Source organism: Neisseria sp. MVDL19-042950 (assembly GCF_030504625.1).
GTDB lineage: Bacteria > Pseudomonadota > Gammaproteobacteria > Burkholderiales > Neisseriaceae > Neisseria.
In genome coordinates this window covers 84,856-103,306 of the sequence record NZ_JAUKWH010000009.1, presented here as the reverse complement: position 1 = coordinate 103,306, position 18,451 = coordinate 84,856, and the positions used below count along the sequence as shown (strand labels likewise).

At 51.1% G+C, this 18,451-nt stretch carries 14 protein-coding genes; 9 read left to right on the top strand and 5 right to left on the bottom strand.

The window, feature by feature from the left end; genetic code table 11:
* Positions 1-312 precede the first annotated feature (312 nt).
* The gene (locus Q0X97_RS09065; protein ID WP_302067008.1) at positions 313-933 is read right to left on the bottom strand and encodes a bifunctional 4-hydroxy-2-oxoglutarate aldolase/2-dehydro-3-deoxy-phosphogluconate aldolase; all 621 of its coding nucleotides are present in this window, start codon (positions 931-933) and stop codon (positions 313-315) included.
* 192 nt (positions 934-1,125) lie between these two features.
* Complete coding sequence (gene edd, locus Q0X97_RS09060; protein ID WP_302067007.1) at positions 1,126-2,964, bottom strand: phosphogluconate dehydratase; 1,839 nt, start codon at positions 2,962-2,964, stop codon at positions 1,126-1,128.
* A 569-nt stretch (positions 2,965-3,533) separates the two neighbouring features.
* On the opposite strand from edd, the gene zwf reads away from it, so the two are divergent.
* The 7 genes from zwf to nhaC all read left to right on the top strand — a co-directional run bounded on the left by zwf (position 3,534) and on the right by nhaC (position 12,843).
* On the top strand, positions 3,534-4,991 hold the full coding sequence (gene zwf, locus Q0X97_RS09055) for a glucose-6-phosphate dehydrogenase (protein ID WP_302067006.1): 1,458 nt from the start codon (positions 3,534-3,536) through the stop codon (positions 4,989-4,991).
* A 67-nt stretch (positions 4,992-5,058) separates the two neighbouring features.
* Entirely contained in the window at positions 5,059-5,757 is a 699-nt protein-coding gene (pgl, locus tag Q0X97_RS09050) for a 6-phosphogluconolactonase (protein WP_302067005.1), read from the top strand.
* Positions 5,738-6,784, top strand: a complete 1,047-nt coding sequence (locus Q0X97_RS09045; RefSeq protein WP_302067713.1) for a glucokinase — start codon at positions 5,738-5,740, stop codon at positions 6,782-6,784. Before pgl ends, Q0X97_RS09045 begins: the two co-directional genes overlap by 20 nt.
* Positions 6,785-7,018: 234 nt before the next feature.
* On the top strand, positions 7,019-7,873 hold the full coding sequence (locus Q0X97_RS09040; protein ID WP_302067003.1) for an SIS domain-containing protein: 855 nt from the start codon (positions 7,019-7,021) through the stop codon (positions 7,871-7,873).
* Positions 7,870-9,531 (top strand): glucose-6-phosphate isomerase, encoded by a 1,662-nt coding sequence (gene pgi / locus Q0X97_RS09035; protein ID WP_302067002.1) that lies wholly within the window; start codon positions 7,870-7,872, stop codon positions 9,529-9,531. Before Q0X97_RS09040 ends, pgi begins: the two co-directional genes overlap by 4 nt.
* Positions 9,532-9,716: 185 nt before the next feature.
* A complete protein-coding gene (locus Q0X97_RS09030) occupies positions 9,717-10,937 on the top strand; it encodes a sugar MFS transporter (RefSeq protein ID WP_302067001.1) in 1,221 nt (406 codons plus the stop codon).
* 529 nt (positions 10,938-11,466) lie between these two features.
* Positions 11,467-12,843 (top strand): Na+/H+ antiporter NhaC, encoded by a 1,377-nt coding sequence (nhaC, locus tag Q0X97_RS09025; RefSeq protein ID WP_302067000.1) that lies wholly within the window; start codon positions 11,467-11,469, stop codon positions 12,841-12,843.
* 61 nt (positions 12,844-12,904) lie between these two features.
* On the opposite strand, the gene hemH is transcribed toward nhaC, so the two are convergent.
* Positions 12,905-13,918 carry a ferrochelatase gene (gene hemH, locus Q0X97_RS09020; protein WP_302066999.1) on the bottom strand — a complete coding sequence of 338 codons (1,014 nt, stop codon included), beginning with the start codon at positions 13,916-13,918 and terminating at the stop codon, positions 12,905-12,907.
* A 157-nt stretch (positions 13,919-14,075) separates the two neighbouring features.
* Between hemH and Q0X97_RS09015 the strand changes: the two genes are divergently transcribed.
* Positions 14,076-14,591 (top strand): hemerythrin domain-containing protein, encoded by a 516-nt coding sequence (locus Q0X97_RS09015; RefSeq protein WP_302066998.1) that lies wholly within the window; start codon positions 14,076-14,078, stop codon positions 14,589-14,591.
* Between the two features lie 64 nt (positions 14,592-14,655).
* Here the strand turns inward: Q0X97_RS09015 and lptG are convergent, their stop codons facing one another.
* Together lptG and lptF are read right to left on the bottom strand one after the other, a co-directional pair.
* Positions 14,656-15,726 carry an LPS export ABC transporter permease LptG gene (gene lptG / locus Q0X97_RS09010; protein WP_302066997.1) on the bottom strand — a complete coding sequence of 357 codons (1,071 nt, stop codon included), beginning with the start codon at positions 15,724-15,726 and terminating at the stop codon, positions 14,656-14,658.
* On the bottom strand, positions 15,723-16,835 hold the full coding sequence (gene lptF / locus Q0X97_RS09005) for an LPS export ABC transporter permease LptF (RefSeq protein WP_302066996.1): 1,113 nt from the start codon (positions 16,833-16,835) through the stop codon (positions 15,723-15,725). Before lptF ends, lptG begins: the two co-directional genes overlap by 4 nt.
* A 170-nt stretch (positions 16,836-17,005) precedes the next feature.
* Between lptF and Q0X97_RS09000 the strand changes: the two genes are divergently transcribed.
* On the top strand, positions 17,006-18,430 hold the full coding sequence (locus Q0X97_RS09000; protein ID WP_302066995.1) for a leucyl aminopeptidase: 1,425 nt from the start codon (positions 17,006-17,008) through the stop codon (positions 18,428-18,430).
* The last annotated feature ends 21 nt before the right edge of the window (positions 18,431-18,451 follow it).

Genomic DNA, 18,451 nt, shown 5'->3' with positions numbered 1-18,451 from the left:
CCTGAAAACCTTTCAGACAGGCATCACACCGGCCGTCTGAAAGGCCGCAACATCGGCAAAGGCAACCGCCTCGAGGAATACAACGGCACCGAATACACCTACGATGCCTTGGGCAATATGATTTACCGCCTGTTATCAAATTAAGGAAGCCGGTATGTTCAATTACATTACAATAGTTTGCCGGCAACGGTATTGATGCAATCGGCAGCAAAGTTTAGCTAGATAAAGCATTTAAAGTCTAACAATTGAGGCCGTCTGAAAAGTTAAGTGAGCTTTTCAGACGGCCTTTTTATCTTTGAAATCAAAAAATCGTTATTTCAATGCAGCGGCTTCTTTGGCCAAGAGGGTGATGGTTGCCCAGTCTTTGTTTTGAACTGCGTCTTTGGGGGTGAGCCATGAGCCGCCTACACATAATACGTTGGGCAGTTTCAGGTAATCGGGTGCGGTTTCAAGGCTGATGCCGCCGGTGGGGCAGAATTTTACTTGTGGGAAGGGGCCGTATAGTGCTTTGAGCATGTTTTTGCCATCCACGACTTCGGCGGGGAAGAGTTTCATGGTGTCGATGCCGTGCTCCAGTGCAAGCATCAGTTCGCCGGGGGTGGCGATGCCGGGGATAACGGCAATGCTGCTTTGTTGGGCGGCTTTGGCGAAGTTGATGTTGAAGCCGGGGCTGATGGCGAATACTGCGCCTGCATCTTCTACGGCTTTGAGTTGTTCGCCGTTAATTACGGTGCCGGCACCGACGATGGCGTTGGGGACTTCTTTTTTAATCAGTCGGATGGCTTCGATGCCTGCGGGGGTGCGCAGGGTAATTTCCAGTGTGGGGATGCCGCCTTCTACGAGGGCGTGTGCCAGATCGACGGCGGTGCTGATGTCGTCAATCGCCATTACGGGAACAACTGCTCCTGCGGTGAGGATGTCGCGTGGATTCATGTTAAGCTCCTAATTCAAATCAGAGAAAGCGGTTTTCAAAGGGTATGGGCTTGTTTCTAAAAGGCGGTTTTCAGACGGCCTCTGCATATGGCAAATAAACTTGGCTTTTATGATGGTTTGCCGTACTCGGGTTTGGCCCGAGTTATTTTTTAAGTTGATTTGCTATGATGTTGAGGCCGTCTGAAAATGTGTTTAGGCAAAGTCGCCGCCGAAGCTCATGGCACCGGTTTCCGCGCTGCTGGCCAAGCTGCGGAATCCGGTAAACAATTCGCGCCCCGAACCGTGTTGGTTTTTGCTCAGGTTGGGCATGGGGATTTCGCGGGCGTTCCATTCTTTTTCATCCACCAGTGCGGTCAGTTCGCCGGTTTCGGCATTGAAGCGGATTAAATCGCCGGTGCGGATTTTGCCGATACTGCCGCCGAGCAGGGCTTCGGGGCTCATGTGGATGGAAGCGGGCACTTTGCCGGATGCGCCGGACATGCGGCCGTCCGTTACCAAGGCCACCTTAAAACCGCGGTCTTGCAGAATGCCTAACGGCGGGGTGAGTTTGTGCAGCTCGGGCATGCCGTTGGCGCGAGGGCCTTGGAAGCGCACGATGCAGATAAAGTCGCGCTCCAGCTCGCCGCGTTCGAATGCGGCCAATACGTCTTTTTGATCGTTGAAGACAATGGCCGGGGCTTCAATGATGCGGTTTTCGGGTTTGACGGCGGAAATTTTAATCACGCCGCGACCGATATTGCCTTTCATCAGGCGCAGGCCGCCGTCGGGTGAGAAGGGGTTGGCGGCCGGGCGTAAAACATTTTCGTCTCCGCTAACGGCAACGGCATCGCGCCAAACAACTTTGCCGTTATCTAAGAACGGTTCTTGCGCGTAACGGCGCATACCGTGCCCGACTACCGTATCGACATCTTCATGCAACAGCCCTGCGTCCAACAGTTCGCGTACCACAAAAGCAAGGCCGCCGGCGGCTTGGAGATGGTTAACATCGGCTTTGCCGTTGGGGTAAACGCGGGTAAGCAGCGGAATAATGGATGAAATTTCGTCGAAGTCGTCCCAAGTGAGGATAATGCCGGCCGCGCGTGCCATGGCCACCAAGTGCATGGTGTGGTTGGTTGAACCGCCGGTTGCCATCAGGCCGATAAGGGCGTTGATGATGTTTTTTTCGCTGATCATTTCGCCTAGCGGCATCGCCGTGCCGTTTTTGATGCTTTCGGCCAGATGTTCGCCCGCCGTGCGCACCAACGCTTCGCGCATCGGTGTGTTGGGGTTGACGAAAGCGGTGTTCGGCATGTGCATACCCATCAGCTCCATCATCATTTGGTTGGAGTTGGCGGTGCCGTAAAACGTGCAGGTGCCGGGGCTGTGGTAAGAGCCCATTTCGCTTTCCAGCAGGGCATCGCGGCCTACTTTGCCTTCGGCGAACAATTGGCGGATTTTGGATTTTTCATCATTGGAAATCCCGCTGGTCATCGGGCCTGCGGGCACGAACAGGGCGGGCAGGTGGCCGAAAGCCAATGCGCCGATCATCAGGCCGGGAACGATTTTGTCGCACACGCCTAAGAAGAAACTGCCGTCGAACATATTGTGCGACAGGGCAACGGCGGTACTCATGGCGATTACATCGCGCGAGAACAGCGAAAGCTCCATACCTGCATAGCCTTGGGTAATACCGTCGCACATGGCGGGCGTGCCGCCGGCAAACTGCACGGTTGCGCCGTGTTTGTGCGCACTTGCTTTGATCCATGCGGGAAAGTCGAGGAAAGGCTGGTGGGCGGAAACCATATCGTTATAAGCCGACACGATAGCCAAGTTGGGAATGCTTTCTTGTTGCATCTCGATTTTGATGGTTTTGGGCATGGCCGCCATGCCGTGCGCCAAGTTGGTGCAACCCAATTGGTTGCGTTCCATGCGTCCCGATTGGCGGGCGGCGCGGATGCGTTCGAGATACGCCGTGCGGGTGGCTTTGCTGCGTTCGACAATCCGTTCGGTAACGGCAGCAAGGGTAGGGTGGATAGGGGCGGGTGTGTTCATGATTATTTTGCCTTTCGTAGCCGGATACCGACCGATGCGGATGTCGATATGCGGTTAATAGTCGGATACGGCTTAATAAAGGGTAGATGCCGTCTGAAACCGGTTGAAATCAATTATAATCTATAATTGTAGTTTAGTTACAGAAGAATGCTTGAACTAGGTCAAACTTTGTTTTGTAGTTTTGTAACATAATTTCAGCTCAAGTTAACTAAATATTTACTTAGGTCAAATTATTTGATTAAAACGGCATAGACAAAAGGTGTAGTGCTGTGTAGGATTGCTACTAATTTTTAAGACGGCTCCTTTGGAATTTTAAAATAGGCCGTCTGAAATATGCTTAAAGTATAATTAGATATAAAAATTTCAGGTCTTTTTAGGTCTGAAATATCTTTAAATAAGCCAATTTTATAAGTGATGCCATCAAAAACGGCAGTTTGAATGGCAAATGTAACACGATTACTTATCTGAGATAAGCGGTAGAAATAAAATGCCGGATAATACCGGTGTTAACGGAGCAGAGTTTTTACATATGTATATGGCGCAAGCCACTTTGATTGAAAGACAGAATGATGGATACACAAACAAACTTCGATTTGGTGTTATTTGGTGCAACCGGCGATTTGGCCATGCGCAAACTGCTACCTTGCCTGTATCAAGCGCATGTGGCGGGTTTACTGCATCTCGACGGGCGCATCTTGGGGGTAAGCCGCAGCGACTTGGATACCGCCGGTTTTTTGGCGAAGGTCGAAACCAATGCCAAAATTCACATCAAACAGAATTTCAGTGAAGAAGCGTGGGCGTCTTTTATTAAACGTATTGCTTATATGCCAGTGGACGTTACCCGCCCCGAGCATTTCCAAACGCTGGCGGAAAAGGTGAAAGCACGCAAGCAAACCGATAATGTAATCATCTATCTTTCTACCGCGCCGAAGTTCTTCGCCCCAGCCTGTGAAAATCTGGCTGCTGCGGGCTTGAATGCCGACCATGTGCGTATCGTGCTCGAAAAACCGTTGGGCACCGATTTGAAGTCTTCGCAAGAAATCAACACCGATGTCGCCCGTTTCTTCAAAGAAGAGCAGGTTTACCGCATCGACCACTATTTGGGCAAAGAATCGCTGCAAAACCTGCTGGCTTTGCGTTTTGCCAATGTGATGTTCGAGCCGCTGTGGAACAACAAATACGTGAAAAGCGTTCAACTGACCATCGCCGAGCAATTGGGTGTGGAAGAGCGCGGCGAGTTTTACGACATCACCGGTGCGTTGCGCGATATGGTGCAAAACCACCTGATTCAGATGTTGTGCATGACGGCGATGGAAGCGCCCGCCGGTTTGGATGCCGATGCCGTGCGAGATGAAAAACTGAAAGTGATTAAGTCTTTGAAACCGCTGACTTCCGCCGATGTCGATGCCAATGTGGTGCGCGGCCAATATACCGCCGCCCAAAAAGACGGCCAAACAGTCAACGGCTATTTGCAAGAGCATAACGTACTGGCCGGCAGCCGCACCGAAACGTATGTGGCCATCAAAGCGGAAATCGACAACCAACGTTGGGCGGGCGTGCCTTTCTACTTGCGCACCGGCAAACGCATGGCGGGTAAAGTGGCCGAAATCGTGCTGAATTTCCGCGATTTACCCAATCATATTTTCGACGGCAGCCAAAAAGCCCCCAACCGTTTGGTTATCGAACTGCAACCTACCGAATCCATCCGCCTGTACACGCAAGTCAAAACGCCCGGCGCGGGAAACCATGTGGAACTCACCGCTTTGAGCGTAGACATGGGTAAAGAAGTGGCCGGCCGCCGTGCGGAAGCCTACGAGCGTTTGCTGTTGGACGTAATCAACGGCAAGCTGGCGCTGTTCAACCGCCGCGACGAACTTGAAGCCGCGTGGGAATGGGTGATGCCGATTATGGAAAACTGGGAAAGCAGCCCGACTCCGCCGCACGGTTATGCCGCACATTCTTGGGGCCCCGAAGCAGCACGCGAATTGCTGGCACGCGACGGCAACCAATGGCACGAAGAACAATAAATCAAGGTTGTTTCAGACGGCCTCCTGCCTCTTGAGGCCGTCTGAAAAAATAGAGAAAGGAAATATCATGGCTTACCAATGGCACCATCACGAAAGTGCCGCCGCATCTGCCGCAGCCTTGGCCGATGCCGTTGCCGCTGCATTGAAAGTTGCACTGGATAAACGGGGCAATGCCGTTTTAGCCGTGTCGGGCGGGCGTTCGCCAATCGCTTTTTTTGAAGCCTTATCGCAAAAAGATTTGGATTGGGCGCATATTGCCGTTACGCTGGTGGACGAGCGTATCGTTCCTACCGACCACCCCGACAGCAATACCGGATTGGTACATGAATACCTGTTGAAAAACAAAGCCGCCGCCGCTAAGTGGATTCCGGTGGTGGAAGCGGAACGGCAAGCAGCCGATCTGCAACCTGAAGCCGTTGTTCAGACGGCCTTAAAACACTACCGCCAGCCCGATGCGCTGGTGTTGGGAATGGGCGGAGACGGACACACCGCATCGCTGTTTCCGCAAGCACCGCAATTGGACAGCGGGCTGGATTTGGCCAACGAAGCGCCGCTGCTGCATACCACGCCCGTTACCGCGCCGCATGAGCGTGTGAGCATGACGCTGGCCGCCATTGCGAAAACGCCCGCAGTATTTTTGGCGATTCAAGGCGCGGAGAAAAAAGCCGTATTCGACCAAACTGCCGCCGCACTTTCAAAATCTTTTCCAATCAGTTATGTAATTAATAACAAAAAGGTAAATTGCCATGTCCACTACGCAGAATAAAACCGTTGTTGCCGAATGGCCGCGTTTGTTGGCAGACATCGGCGGCACCAATGCCCGTTTTGCGTTGGAAACCGCACCGCAGCAGCTTGAGCAGATAGAAGTGCTGAAGTGCAATGATTACGATACGGTTGTTGATGCCATCCGCGAATACTTGAAGCGTGCCGGCAATCCGAAAATCCACCACGCAGCGATTGCCATTGCCAACCCGATTCTGGGCGACTGGGTGCAGATGACCAACCACCATTGGGCATTTTCCATTGAAACCACCCGCCAATCGCTGTGTTTGGATACATTGATTTTGTTGAACGATTTTACTGCACAAGCATTGGCGATTACTCAATTAGAAGCGGAAGATCTGGTGCAGATAGGCGGATCGAAACCGGTGGAAAATGCACCGAAAGCCGTTATCGGCCCGGGCACGGGTTTGGGCGTAAGCGGATTGATTCCGAGCAATGCTGGTTGGGTGCCGCTGGCCGGCGAGGGCGGGCATGTGAGTTTTTCTCCCTTCGATGACGCGGAAAGTATGATTTGGCAATATGCTAAGAAAAAATACGGCTACGTTTCCGCCGAGCGGTTTTTGAGCGGTGCGGGTTTGTCACTGATTCATGAGGCTTTGTCGGCCAAAGAAGGGGTGAAACGTCAGAAAATGACACCGGCCGAAATCAGCGAACAGGCTTTGAGCGGTTCTTCGCCGTTATGCCGTCTGACTTTGGATATTTTCTGTGCCATGCTGGGTACGGTATCATCCAACCTTGCGCTCACATTGGGTGCAAGCGGCGGCGTGTATTTGTGCGGCGGTATTATTCCGCGTTTTATCGACTACTTTAAAAATTCGCCGTTCCGTACCCGTTTCGAGAGCAAAGGCCGTTTCGATGCTTATTTGGCGGCTATCCCCGTATATATCGTGTTGGGGAAATATCCCGGTATCTACGGTGCGGCGGTAGCGTTGTCCAACCATTTGCAAGGCGCGTGCAATAACACTGCGGCGCTCGGCGGTGCGGCGGGTAAAAAAGATAAACAAGTGTAATCGCCCAGTTGGTTTGTTTTACAACATTGAAACCGCACGGATTGGCTCAGTGTAGGAATGATGCAAAAATCCGTGCGGTAATTCGCCGTTTGTTGTCCGGTAACAAAATGTTGTGTCAATATATCGCATAAAATTTCGAGCAGGGATTTTTCAACCATATAATTCATAATAATTGTCGGCTCCATCACATATAGATAGAGGGACAGACAACAGGCTTAAATGGAGCAGATATTTATGTTAAGCAAAATCAGTGAATCATTGGCTAACCTGTCAGGAGCGGAGCGTAAAGTTGCCGAGTCTGCTTTGGCCGAACCCAAGTGGTTCGTCCATGCGGCGGTGGCGGAAATTGCCGAACGCGCTTCCGTGAGCCAGCCGACGGTTATCCGTTTCTGTCGCAGTTTGGGTTATAAAGGTTTGCCTGAATTCAAATTGGCGTTGTCGGCCAGTATCGGTCATGAAGGCATGCCGTATGTGCACGAAGAATTAAATACCGACGACGATATTTCGAAAGTGGTGGAAAAAGTGTTGGGCAACACCGCTGCTTCTGTTCTCGGCGCACGCCGGTTTTTGAAAGAGGCGGAGTTGGAAAAAGCCATCGCCATGCTCACCCATGCCCGCCGTATCGAATTTTATGGTGTCGGCAATTCGGGCATCGTCGCGCATGATGCACAGCATAAATTTTTCCGCTTCGGTATTTCTACCGTCGCTTATGTCGATACCCACATTCAATTGATGGCTGCGTCCGTGCTGGGCAGTCAGGACGTGCTGGTGGTGATTTCCAATTCCGGTTCTTCCATCGAATTGCTGGATGCCGTGAGCATCGCCAAAGAAAACGGAGCGGCGGTTATTGCGATTACCCGTGCCGGTTCGCCGTTGGCGCAACTTGCTGATTGCGTTTTGAGTGTTGCCGCTCAGGAAAACAGCGAGCTTTATACGCCCATGATTTCGCGTTTGCTGCAATTGGTCGTAGTGGATATCCTTGCCATCGGCTTGGCCTTGCGTTTAGGCGAAACAGCCAGCCTGCAATTGCAGAAAGGCAAGCGCAGTATTCACAGCAAACATTTGGAATACAATAAGGAAGAATCATGAAACACTTGCAGGAACTGCCTGTATGGCGCGAGCTGTGGAAACATTTTGATGCTACCAAAAGCCTGCACATGCGTAATTTGTTTGAGCAAGACCCGCAGCGGGCCGAACGTTATTGGTTGGAAGTGGGCGGATTGATATTGGATTATTCCAAAAACCGCATCACAGACGAAACATTGTCCTTGTTAATGCAGCTTGCCCGCGAAGCCGGTTTACCGGAGCGTATCAAGCAGTTGTTTCACGGCGAAAAAATCAATACTACCGAGAACCGCGCCGTGTTGCATGTGGCTTTGCGCAACCGTACCAATGCACCGATCTATGTAGACGGTGAAGATGTGATGCCCAAAGTAAACCACGTGCTCAAACGCATGGGCGAATTCAGCCACGAAGTGCGCAGCGGCGAATGGCTGGGCTATACCAATCAAGTGATTACCGATGTGGTGAATATCGGTATCGGCGGTTCGGATTTGGGGCCGCTGATGATGTGTACCGCACTCAAACCCTGCGGCCATCCGCGTCTGAATATGCACTTCGTTTCCAATGTGGACGGTTCGCAGTTGCGCGACGTGCTGGAAAAAGTACACCCCGAAACCACGCTGTTCATCATCGCTTCCAAAACCTTTACCACGCAAGAAACCCTCACCAACGCCCTGACCGCGCGCGAGTGGTTTTTGAAGCATGCAGACGAAGAATCGGCGGTTGCCAAACATTTTGTGGCCGTATCCACCAATAAAAAAGCCGTTGCCGATTTCGGTATCGACACCGCCAATATGTTTGAATTTTGGGATTGGGTCGGCGGACGTTACAGCCTGTGGTCGGCAATCGGCCTGCCGATTATGCTTTATCTGGGTGAAGAAAATTTCATTGAGATGCTCAACGGCGCGCACTTGATGGACCAGCATTTTTTCAATGCGCCGCTTGAACAGAATATGCCGGTATTGCTGGCGATGATCGGGATTTGGTACATCAATTATTACGGCGGCGGCAGCCACATTATCGCCCCGTACGACCAACACCTGCACCGCCTGCCCAAATTTATCCAGCAGCTTGATATGGAGAGCAACGGCAAACAGGTTACGCTCGACGGTAAAGCGGTAGAGCATGAAACCGCACCGATTATTTGGGGCGAAACCGGTATCAACGGCCAGCATGCCTTCTTCCAATTGCTGCATCAAGGCACGCATATTACGCCTATCGACCTGATTGCCTCGCTGCAAAAGCGCAGCAATCTGCCCGGCCATCACGAAATTTTGCTGGCCAACGTCTTCGCCCAAGCGGAAGCGTTTATGCGCGGCAAAACGCCCGACGAAGTGCGTGCCGAGTTGAAAGCGCAAGGTATGGATGAGGCGCATATCGAAGAGTTGGTACCGCATAAAACCTTCTCCGGCAACCGTCCCAGCAATCTGATTCTGATGAACAAAATCAACCCCCGCAACATGGGCAGTCTGATTGCTCTGTATGAACATAAAACTTTTGTTCAGGGTGTTATTTGGGGAATCAACAGCTTCGACCAGTGGGGCGTGGAGTTGGGTAAACAGCTTGCCAAAACGATTCTTGCCGAACTTACCGGCGAAAGCGATGTGCAACGCCACGACAGTTCCACTGAACGGCTGATCCGTTTGTATCGTAATGCGAATTGCGATAAGCCGGGTGGATGCTGAAACAAAAGGCCGTCTGAAAACTTTATTTGTAATTCGGACGGCCTTTGATTTAATACAAATTGTAGTAAAATAACAGTTGCAAACCGATAGAATATCAGTAAGATAGCTCTCGCATTAAAGTTGTTTAACTTTAATTTAACACTTGTAAGTAAATTTTATTACATATAAATTTAAGGGCAATTACAATGTCTGCGCAATCACAAACAAACAACAATACCGCTCTGTCTGTATTAACCGCATTGTTCTTCATGATGGGTTTCATTACCTGCATGAACGACATCTTAATCCCTCACCTGAAAGCCATTTTTGATCTGAACTACGTTCAGGCCATGCTGATTCAGTTCTGTTTCTTTACCGCATATGCCATTATGTCGATTCCGATGGGTAAAGTGGTGGAGAAACTGGGCTACAAAAACGGCGTTATCGGCGGTTTCCTGTTGACGGCCGTCGGTTGTCTGCTGTTTTATCCCGCCGCTTCCAGTGAGGCTTACCCGATTTTCTTGGGTGCGCTGTTTATTCTGGCTTCGGGTGTAACGTTGTTACAAGTAGCGGGTAATCCTTATGTAACCCTGCTGTCCAAACCGGGTAAAGAGTCTGCCACTTTAACGCTGGTGCAAGCCTTTAACTCGCTGGGTACGACGATTGCACCGCTGTTGGGTTCGGTGTTGATTTTGGCGGATGCCAGCCAAGCGGCAACCAAAGCGGAGCAGGTGGCCTCTGTGCAGATTCCCTATTTGGGCTTGGCAGGCTTGCTGGTGTTGCTGGCCGTGTTTGTGAAAATGATCAGATTGCCCGACGCACGTAAAATCGCCGAGGCGGAAACAGAACACAACCACGACGGTAAAACCAGTGTATGGCAATACAAACACTTGGTGTTGGGTGCCATCGGTATTTTCTGTTACGTAGGTGCAGAAGTATCTATCGGTTCCCTGCTGGTTAACGTGATGGAAGTAACCGCCGGTTTGGATCACACTACGGGTGCGAAATATCTGTCGCTCTATTGGGGCGGTGCTATGGTGGGCCGTTTCTTGGGCTCTGCCGTGATGAACAAAATCGCGCCGAACAAATATCTGACTTTCAATGCGGTAATGGCAGTATCGTTGATTACCATTGCTATTCTGGCAGGCGGCGGTGCGGTATCTATGTGGGCGCTGCTGGCGATCGGTTTCTTTAACTCAATCATGTTCCCGACTATCTTCTCGTTGGCAACCAAAGATTTGGGTAAATTTACCGGTGCGGCTTCAGGCATTATCTGTACTGCGATTGTGGGCGGTGCGATTGTGCCGGTGGTTCAAGGTTTCTTTGCCGACCACATCGGTTTGCTGGTATCGTTCTTCGTTTCAGCCATCTGCTATCTGTATATCGTATTCTTTGCGGTTAAAGGTTTCCGTGCCGACGAAGCGTAACAGTAGTTTTCAGTAGAATTTGAACAGGCCGTCTGAAATGTTTTCAGACGGCCTGTTTGATTGATCTGTTATGATGCTACGCTCTTTTATGGTTATCGAACCCGATGTTTCATACTTCGTTAACTTTTTCGGGTTCAAAAGAGTGGTTTCGCAAACTGCCGAAGCGGTAACAAGATTGGTTCGGCATTGATACGGAATATCGGTTTCACAACCGCTGCGGTATCGGTTTCAAACTGTTCGGTTTGATACCGTAAGCAATAATATATGGCAAATAAACTCATTTTTGATACAAGGGAACAAGCCGCAGACGGTACAAGTAGTACGGCTGATTCTGTTGCTGCTTTAGCGGTTGATAAAATTGTTCTCTTCGAGCTAAGGCGCAGTGCCGTAGCAGAAATTAAGTTTATTTGCTGTAAAATAACACTTTTTGAAAGCGGTTTTGTGCCGCTTTCTGTTTCCAATCGTGCACCGCGGAAAAACCGCACGGCTTTTTCAGGTGTGCATATCAATAAAAAAGGATGGGCAAATCATGTTCAGCTTCAAACCGCTGTTAAACATGCCGCGCTGGGAAGCATTTCTGGTGGTGGTTTTATTGGTTTCCGCCATGGGATACAGCATTATTTCGCTCGGCTGGCTGCCGCATATGTCGATTGTTACTGCGATTACAGTGCTTTTGATATACGGCTTGCTGCGCGGAGTGAAATACGCCGATATGCAGCGCGGCATGGTTGATTCGGTGGGGCAGGGCATGGGGGCGATTTACCTGTTTTTCTTTATCGGCCTGCTGGTAAGTGCCTTGATGATGAGCGGCTCCATTCCCACGCTGATGTATTACGGTTTCGGCTGGATTTCGCCTCAATATTTTTACCTTTCCGCTTTTGTTTTAAGCTCGTTGATCGGTATCGCCATCGGCAGCAGTTTGACCACTTGTGCCACGGTCGGCGTGGCTTTTATGGGTATGGGCGAGGCTTTCCATGCGGATTTGGCGATGACGGCGGGTGCGGTGGTTTCAGGCGCGTTTTTCGGAGACAAAATGTCGCCGCTTTCGGATACCACCGGTATTTCGGCTTCGATTGTGGGCATTGATTTGTTCGAACACATTAAAAATCTGGCTTATACCACCATTCCCGCATGGCTGATTACGGCTGCGTTATCGTTGTGGCTGCTGCCTGCGGTGGCGGCGCAAGATTTGAATAATGCGGCGGTTTTTCGCGAGCAGCTTGCCGCTTCGGGTTTGGTGCACGGCTATTCGCTGATACCGTTTGCTTTGCTGGTGGTATTGGCCATGAAGCGTGTGAATGCCATCGTTGCCATGATTGCCACCGTCTTTGCCGCTTTAATCGTTACTTATTTTCACAGCACGCCCGATTTGGCGCAGTTGGGTGGTTGGTTTTACGGCGGTTTCAAGATCGAAGGTAATTTTGAAAACATCTCCCGTTTGGTTTCACGGGGCGGTGTGGAAAGCATGTTTTTCACGCAAACCATTGTGATTTTGGGCTTGAGTTTGGGCGGGTTGTTGTTTGCGCTGGGCGTAATTCCCAGCTTGCTCGAGAGCATCCGCCAGTTTTTAACCACGGCGGGGCGAGCCACGTTCAGCGTAGCCGTTACCGCTGTGGGGGTGAACGTGCTTATCGGCGAGCAATATTTGAGTATTCTGCTGGCCGGCAGAACATTCAAACCGGTGTACGATAAACTCAACTTGCATCCGCGCAATCTGTCGCGCACTTTGGAAGATGCCGGTACGGTGATCAACCCGCTGGTACCGTGGAGCGTGTGCGGTGTGTTTATCAGCCAAGCCTTAGGCGTGCCGGTGTGGAATTACCTGCCTTATGCGTTTTTCTGCTACTTATGTTTGATACTGACTTTATTGTTCGGTTGGACCGGATTGACCCTAAGCAAGAAATAAACATTGAGGCCGTCTGAAATGTGTTTTCAGACGGCCTCAATGTTTATGGTGGCGATGCGGATTAGATGTGCCAACCTTGCAGATGCTGTTTAATCAAATCGGCCAGTGCGTTTACCCAAGCGGGGTTGGTGTTGAGGCAGGGAATGTAGTGGTATTGCGCGCCGCCCGCCGCGTGAAACTGCTCGCGCCCTGCAATAGCGATTTCTTCCATGGTTTCCAAACAGTCGCTGACAAAGCCGGGGCAGAATACGTCCAGCTTGGAAACACCTTGTTTGGGCAGTTCGTCGAATAAATCCTGCGTGCTCGGCCCTACCCATTTTGCGTGGCCGAATTGGCTCTGAAACGACACGATATAATCGTTTTCACTCAAGTTTAATGCTTCGGCAAGCAGTTCGGCGGTGTGGCGGCATTCTAGCGGGTAGGGGTCGCCGTCGTCATGGTGTTTTTGCGGAATGCCGTGAAAGCTCAGCATCAATTTGTCGCCACGCCCGTGCTCCGCCCAATAAGCCTGAATGTGCTCCTTCATGGCGGAGATATAGCCGGCATCGTTATAAAAGTGGGATATCGTGCGCACGCTCATTTGATAGCGCTGTTGCTGCAATTCTTTGAACACTTTATCCAAAGCGGCGGCGGTGCTGGAGGCCGCATATTGCGGATACAGCGGCAACGCCAAAACCTGCGTAACCCCTTGCGCTTTCAGCTCGGACAGTACCTGCGCAACATTCGATTCGCCATAGCTCATGGCATAACGCACGATGATATCGGGCAGTTTTTCAGACAGCGCGGCCGCTTGCCGTTCGGTGTACACCGTTAGCGGAGAACCTTCGGGAAACCAGACTTTTTCGTAACCGTGCGCGCTTTTCTTCGGTCGGAATGTTAATACCAAACCGTACAAAATCGGCCGCCAAAACCATTTGGGTAGTTCTACAACGCGCTGGTCAGACAAGAAATCCCGCAAATAAGGGCGCACGGCTTGGGCAGTGGGTGCCGAGGGGGAGCCGAGGTTAATCAGCAGCACAGCAGTTTTGTTTTGTTGTGCGTAGGGAACGGCAGGTTCGGTTTGGAAAAGCGGCATATGAAAGTATCCTGATAAATTTTCAGACGGCATCTTACGGTATTTTATTGCGGGGTGGAACCTACGGATACGGCAGGCCGTCTGAAAATGTTGTGCAGGGTATACTGCCGTCTTGGGAAGACGTTATCATATTTTCTGATATATTAAGGAATTAGCCATGGATTTCTTCGATGCTCGCAGCGTAACCTTTGCTGAACCAATAGAAATGCTTTATACCTGCCATAGTAAGGTGCGCCGTTTTTGCGAACAGATAAAAATGTTGCCGGATTATCTTGAGGAAAACGGCTGCAATGATGTTGCTTTGCAGGCGGTAAAGCAGATTGCCCAATATTTCAATGTCGCCGCGCCGCTGCACCATCAGGACGAAGAAGAGGATTTTTTTCCGTTGCTGCTGCGATATGCCCCGCAAGCGCAAGACTGCATCGACCGGCTTTTGCAGCAACATGAAAGCCTGCATCAAAATTGGGCGGCATTGGCCGAAGAATTTGCCAAACTTCAAAAAGATAAAAGTTATAGACTCGAGCGGGAAATATTGGAACGCTTTACCGCCGGTTATGATGTCCATTTGGCACTTGAGGAACCGCTGTTTGAAATGGGCAAACAGTTTGTGCCGCAGGATGAATTGGCGGCAATCGGTCGGAAGATGGCGGAGCGCAGGAAACCGAAAGTGTAGATGATGTGATGAGAGAGGCCGTCTGAAAACAAGTTTTCAGACGGCCTCTCGGCTTTTTATTCCGTTAACGCCGTTCCTGCCTGCGTATCAAATAAACGCCCAAGATACCGAAGAGCACCGTCGGCAGCATGGCGGCGATAAAGGGGGGAACGCCGTAGAGTTGGCTGGTAAAGCCGAACAGCCGTCCGGCAAAGTGGAAAGCCAGCCCCAAGCAGATGCCGGCAAACAGCTTCAAGCCCATGTTGCCGTGGCGGGTGGTTTGCGGCGTGAATGCCAGCGCAACCAAAGCCATAATGGTGGCGGCGACGGGATACATCAATTTGCGCCACCACGCGATTTCATAAGTTTTGGTTTGTTGGTTGTTGGCTTTCAGATGGCCTATGTAGGTGGTAAGGGCAGATACCGACATCTGTTCGGGCTTAACCAGCAACACGTCAAGCAGGTTGCGTTGCAGTTCGACAGGCCATTTTTGCACGGTTTGGGTTTCGGTGCGGACTTGTTCGCCTTCGAGCAGGCTGCGGCGCACATTTTTAAGCTGCCAGCTATTGTCGTCGTTCAATACGGCGGATTCGGCTTCTATGGCCTCGGCAAGCCGGAAGGCTTCGTTGTGTTTCCAGATTTTTACGCCGAGCAGAGTGTGGTCGGGCAGCATTTCGCGCACGTTGATAATGTTGTTTTGCTCTTTCAGCCACAGACCTTGGCTGCCGGTGCTGATTTTGCCGTTGACGGCGGTGGCTTTGAGGTTTTCGGCACGTTGGCTGAGCGAAGGGGCAATCCATTCGCCCAGCAGCGTGGTCAATACCGCGAAAATCAAACCGAATTGAAGCAGAACGGTTATCAGTTTTTTGGTGCTCATGCCGCTGGTTTTCATCACGGTAAGTTCGCTGCCGGAAGCCAGTTGGCTGAGGGCGACCAAGCCGCCGATTAAGACGGCCAGCGGCATCAGTTCGTAAGCATGGGCGGGCATCTGCATCAGCACATACTGCATCATTTTCGCGCCGGTGTAGCTGCCTTGGCCGATGTCGCCGATTTCGCTGATGATATCGAAAAAGCTGTATAAAGCGAGAAATGCCAAGAGAGCGTATATCGATGTTACGCTGAGTTGGCGGATGAGGTAGCGGGTGAGCAGCATCATTTTTCACCGCCTTTCATGCTGTTTTTCAATGCCTGCCAAAACGGTTGCGCGGGCATGCTGCGCACACGCAGCAGGATAACGGCGATGGCGAACATCAGAATGTGCATGGGCAGCATGCCGATCCAGAAATTGAGTTTGCCGTCTTCAACGGCGTTGCGCAGGAACGTGAGGCCGTTTTGATAAACCAGATAAAGGCCGATGGCAATCAAGATGTTATAAGTATGCCCCGTGCGCGGGTTGAAATAGGAAAGCGGCACGGCCAGTATGCTCAGCAGCAATACGCTGATGGGCAGCGACAAACGCCACATCAATTCGGCTTGATATTGCGGATTGTCGCTGCCGAAGAGTTTGGATGTGGGAATGGTGCGGCGGTGGGAAATCGGGTCGACGATTTTCGGCACGGTGCTGATGATCAGGCTGAGATGTTCGAACGATACTTGGTTGTAGTCGGCTGTGCCGGGCGTGCCGCTGTAACGGTAGCCGTTGCTTAATTCCAGCGTGCGTTTGTTTTCTTTTAAAGAAAAAGTGCCTTCTTTGGCGAGGATAATGTTGTCGTTGCCTTTGCTGTCGTGCTCGCGCAGAAACAGGTTTTTCATAATGCCGGAATCGACATCGAAGGTTTCAACGAAATACACCCGTCCGTTGCGTTTGCCGAGGGTGCGGAATTCGCCCGCTTCGATTAAAGAAAGCTCTTGTTTCTGCTTGAGGATTTCGGCAAATTCACGGCTGCGCAGCTCGGCCCACGGCATCACGAAAAGCTGCATCACGGCAATCAGAATGGCAAACGGCACGGCGAATTGCAATACGGGGCGTATCCATTGCTTCAGTGCCAACCCGCAGGAAAGCCAAACCGACATTTCGCTGTCGCGCCAATATCTTGTGAGCACGGTAAGGGTGCTGATATAAGAGGTCAGTACCAGCAGCAGCGGAGTCATGCCGATGATCCAGAAGCCGACCAGTGCGGCCACGGCATCAATCGCCACGCGGCCGTCGGCGGCACGTCCGAGCAAGTTGATGGCTTGGGTCGATACCAAAACCGCCAGCAGCACCACGAAGATGCCGACTGCCGTGAACGAAAGTTCTTTAATAAAATTGCGTTGATAAATCATAAAAAATCTTGCCGCTTTTATGCGGGGAGTGTATTCGGTCGGCCCGAGGCGTTTCAGACGGCCTGATATGAGAGTACAATCGAACCAATATGTTTCAGACGGCCTGCATTCGTTTTGGAGGCCGTCTGAAAAAATCCATTTGAATCACCGTTTCAATCAGGAGAATAAACATGGAATTTAGCATAAAAGCCGAAAAATTGCAGCCAACCCAAGCGGGGGCGCTGCTTTACATTTGTGAAGATGCCTGCCCATGCAGCGAAAATAGCGACAATCCGACTGTCGCATTGCTGTGCGGAGCATTGGAAGAAGATCAGGCGTTTGCCGAAACCAAGGCATCTGAAGATGGCAGCTTGAAAGCGATTGCCGTTGTGCGCCTGAAAGACATGAAACGTGAAACCGTTGCCAAAGCCGCGGCAGAAGCTGCTGTTTGGGCGCAGAAACAAGAGCGGGTCAGCGTGTGTATCGCGCCGTTTAATAAGAAAAATGCCGCTTTGGTAACGGAAGTGTTTGCCGAGGCATTCGGTAATGCCGTTTACCGTTTCGAGCGCTATAAAAAAGAAAGCAAACCGGTCAAATTGGAAAAAGCGGTGTTTTTCTGTGCCGAACACACCCAAGCCGTTCAGACAGCCTTGGAAGTGGCAGAAGCCCAGATTCACGGTGTAAACATCTGCAAAGACCTCGGCAATGCGGCTCCCAATGAGTGTACCCCCAAATTTTTGTCGGAAACGGCCAAAGAAGAAGCCGGAAAAGTGGGCGCATCGGTAAAAATTCTCGATAAAGACTACATCAAGAAAAATATGGGTGCGTTTTGGTCGGTGGCCAAAGGCAGCAAACAGAAACCGTATTTGATCGAACTTTCTTATTTCGGCGCGAAAGACCAAAACGAAGCTCCTGTCGTGCTGGTGGGCAAAGGCATCACTTTCGATTCAGGCGGCATTTCCCTGAAGCCCGGCCTGAATATGGATGAAATGAAATACGATATGTGCGGCGCAGCCAGCGTTATCGGTACTTTCTGTGCCGCCGCCAAGCTGAAACTGCCGATCAACCTGATTGCCATTGTGCCCACTTGCGAAAACATGCCTTCCGGCGGTGCGAACAAACCGGGCGACATTGTAACCAGCATGAAAGGCTTGACCATCGAAGTGCTCAACACCGATGCGGAAGGCCGTCTGATTTTGTGTGATGCGCTCACTTATGCCGAACAGTTCAAACCTAAAGCGGTGATTGACGTAGCTACGCTTACCGGCGCATGTATTGTGGCGCTCGGCCATGATGTGAGCGGTGTGATGGGCAACAATCAGAAACTGGTCGACAGCCTGCTTGCCGCCGCCAAACATACCGACGACAAAGCATGGCAGTTGCCGCTGTTCGACACTTATAAAGAACAGCTTAAATCCAATTTTGCTGATCTTCCCAACATCGGCACGCCCGGTGCGGGCACGATTACCGCAGGAGTGTTTTTGTCTTACTTCACCGAAGATTACTCGTGGGCGCACTTGGATATCGCCGGAACCGCATGGAAATCAGGCAAAGAAAAAGGCGCAACCGGTCGCCCCGTGCCGCTGCTGCTCAATTATTTGCGTCATGTGAAATAGTATCGGAAAGCAGGTTTGTGC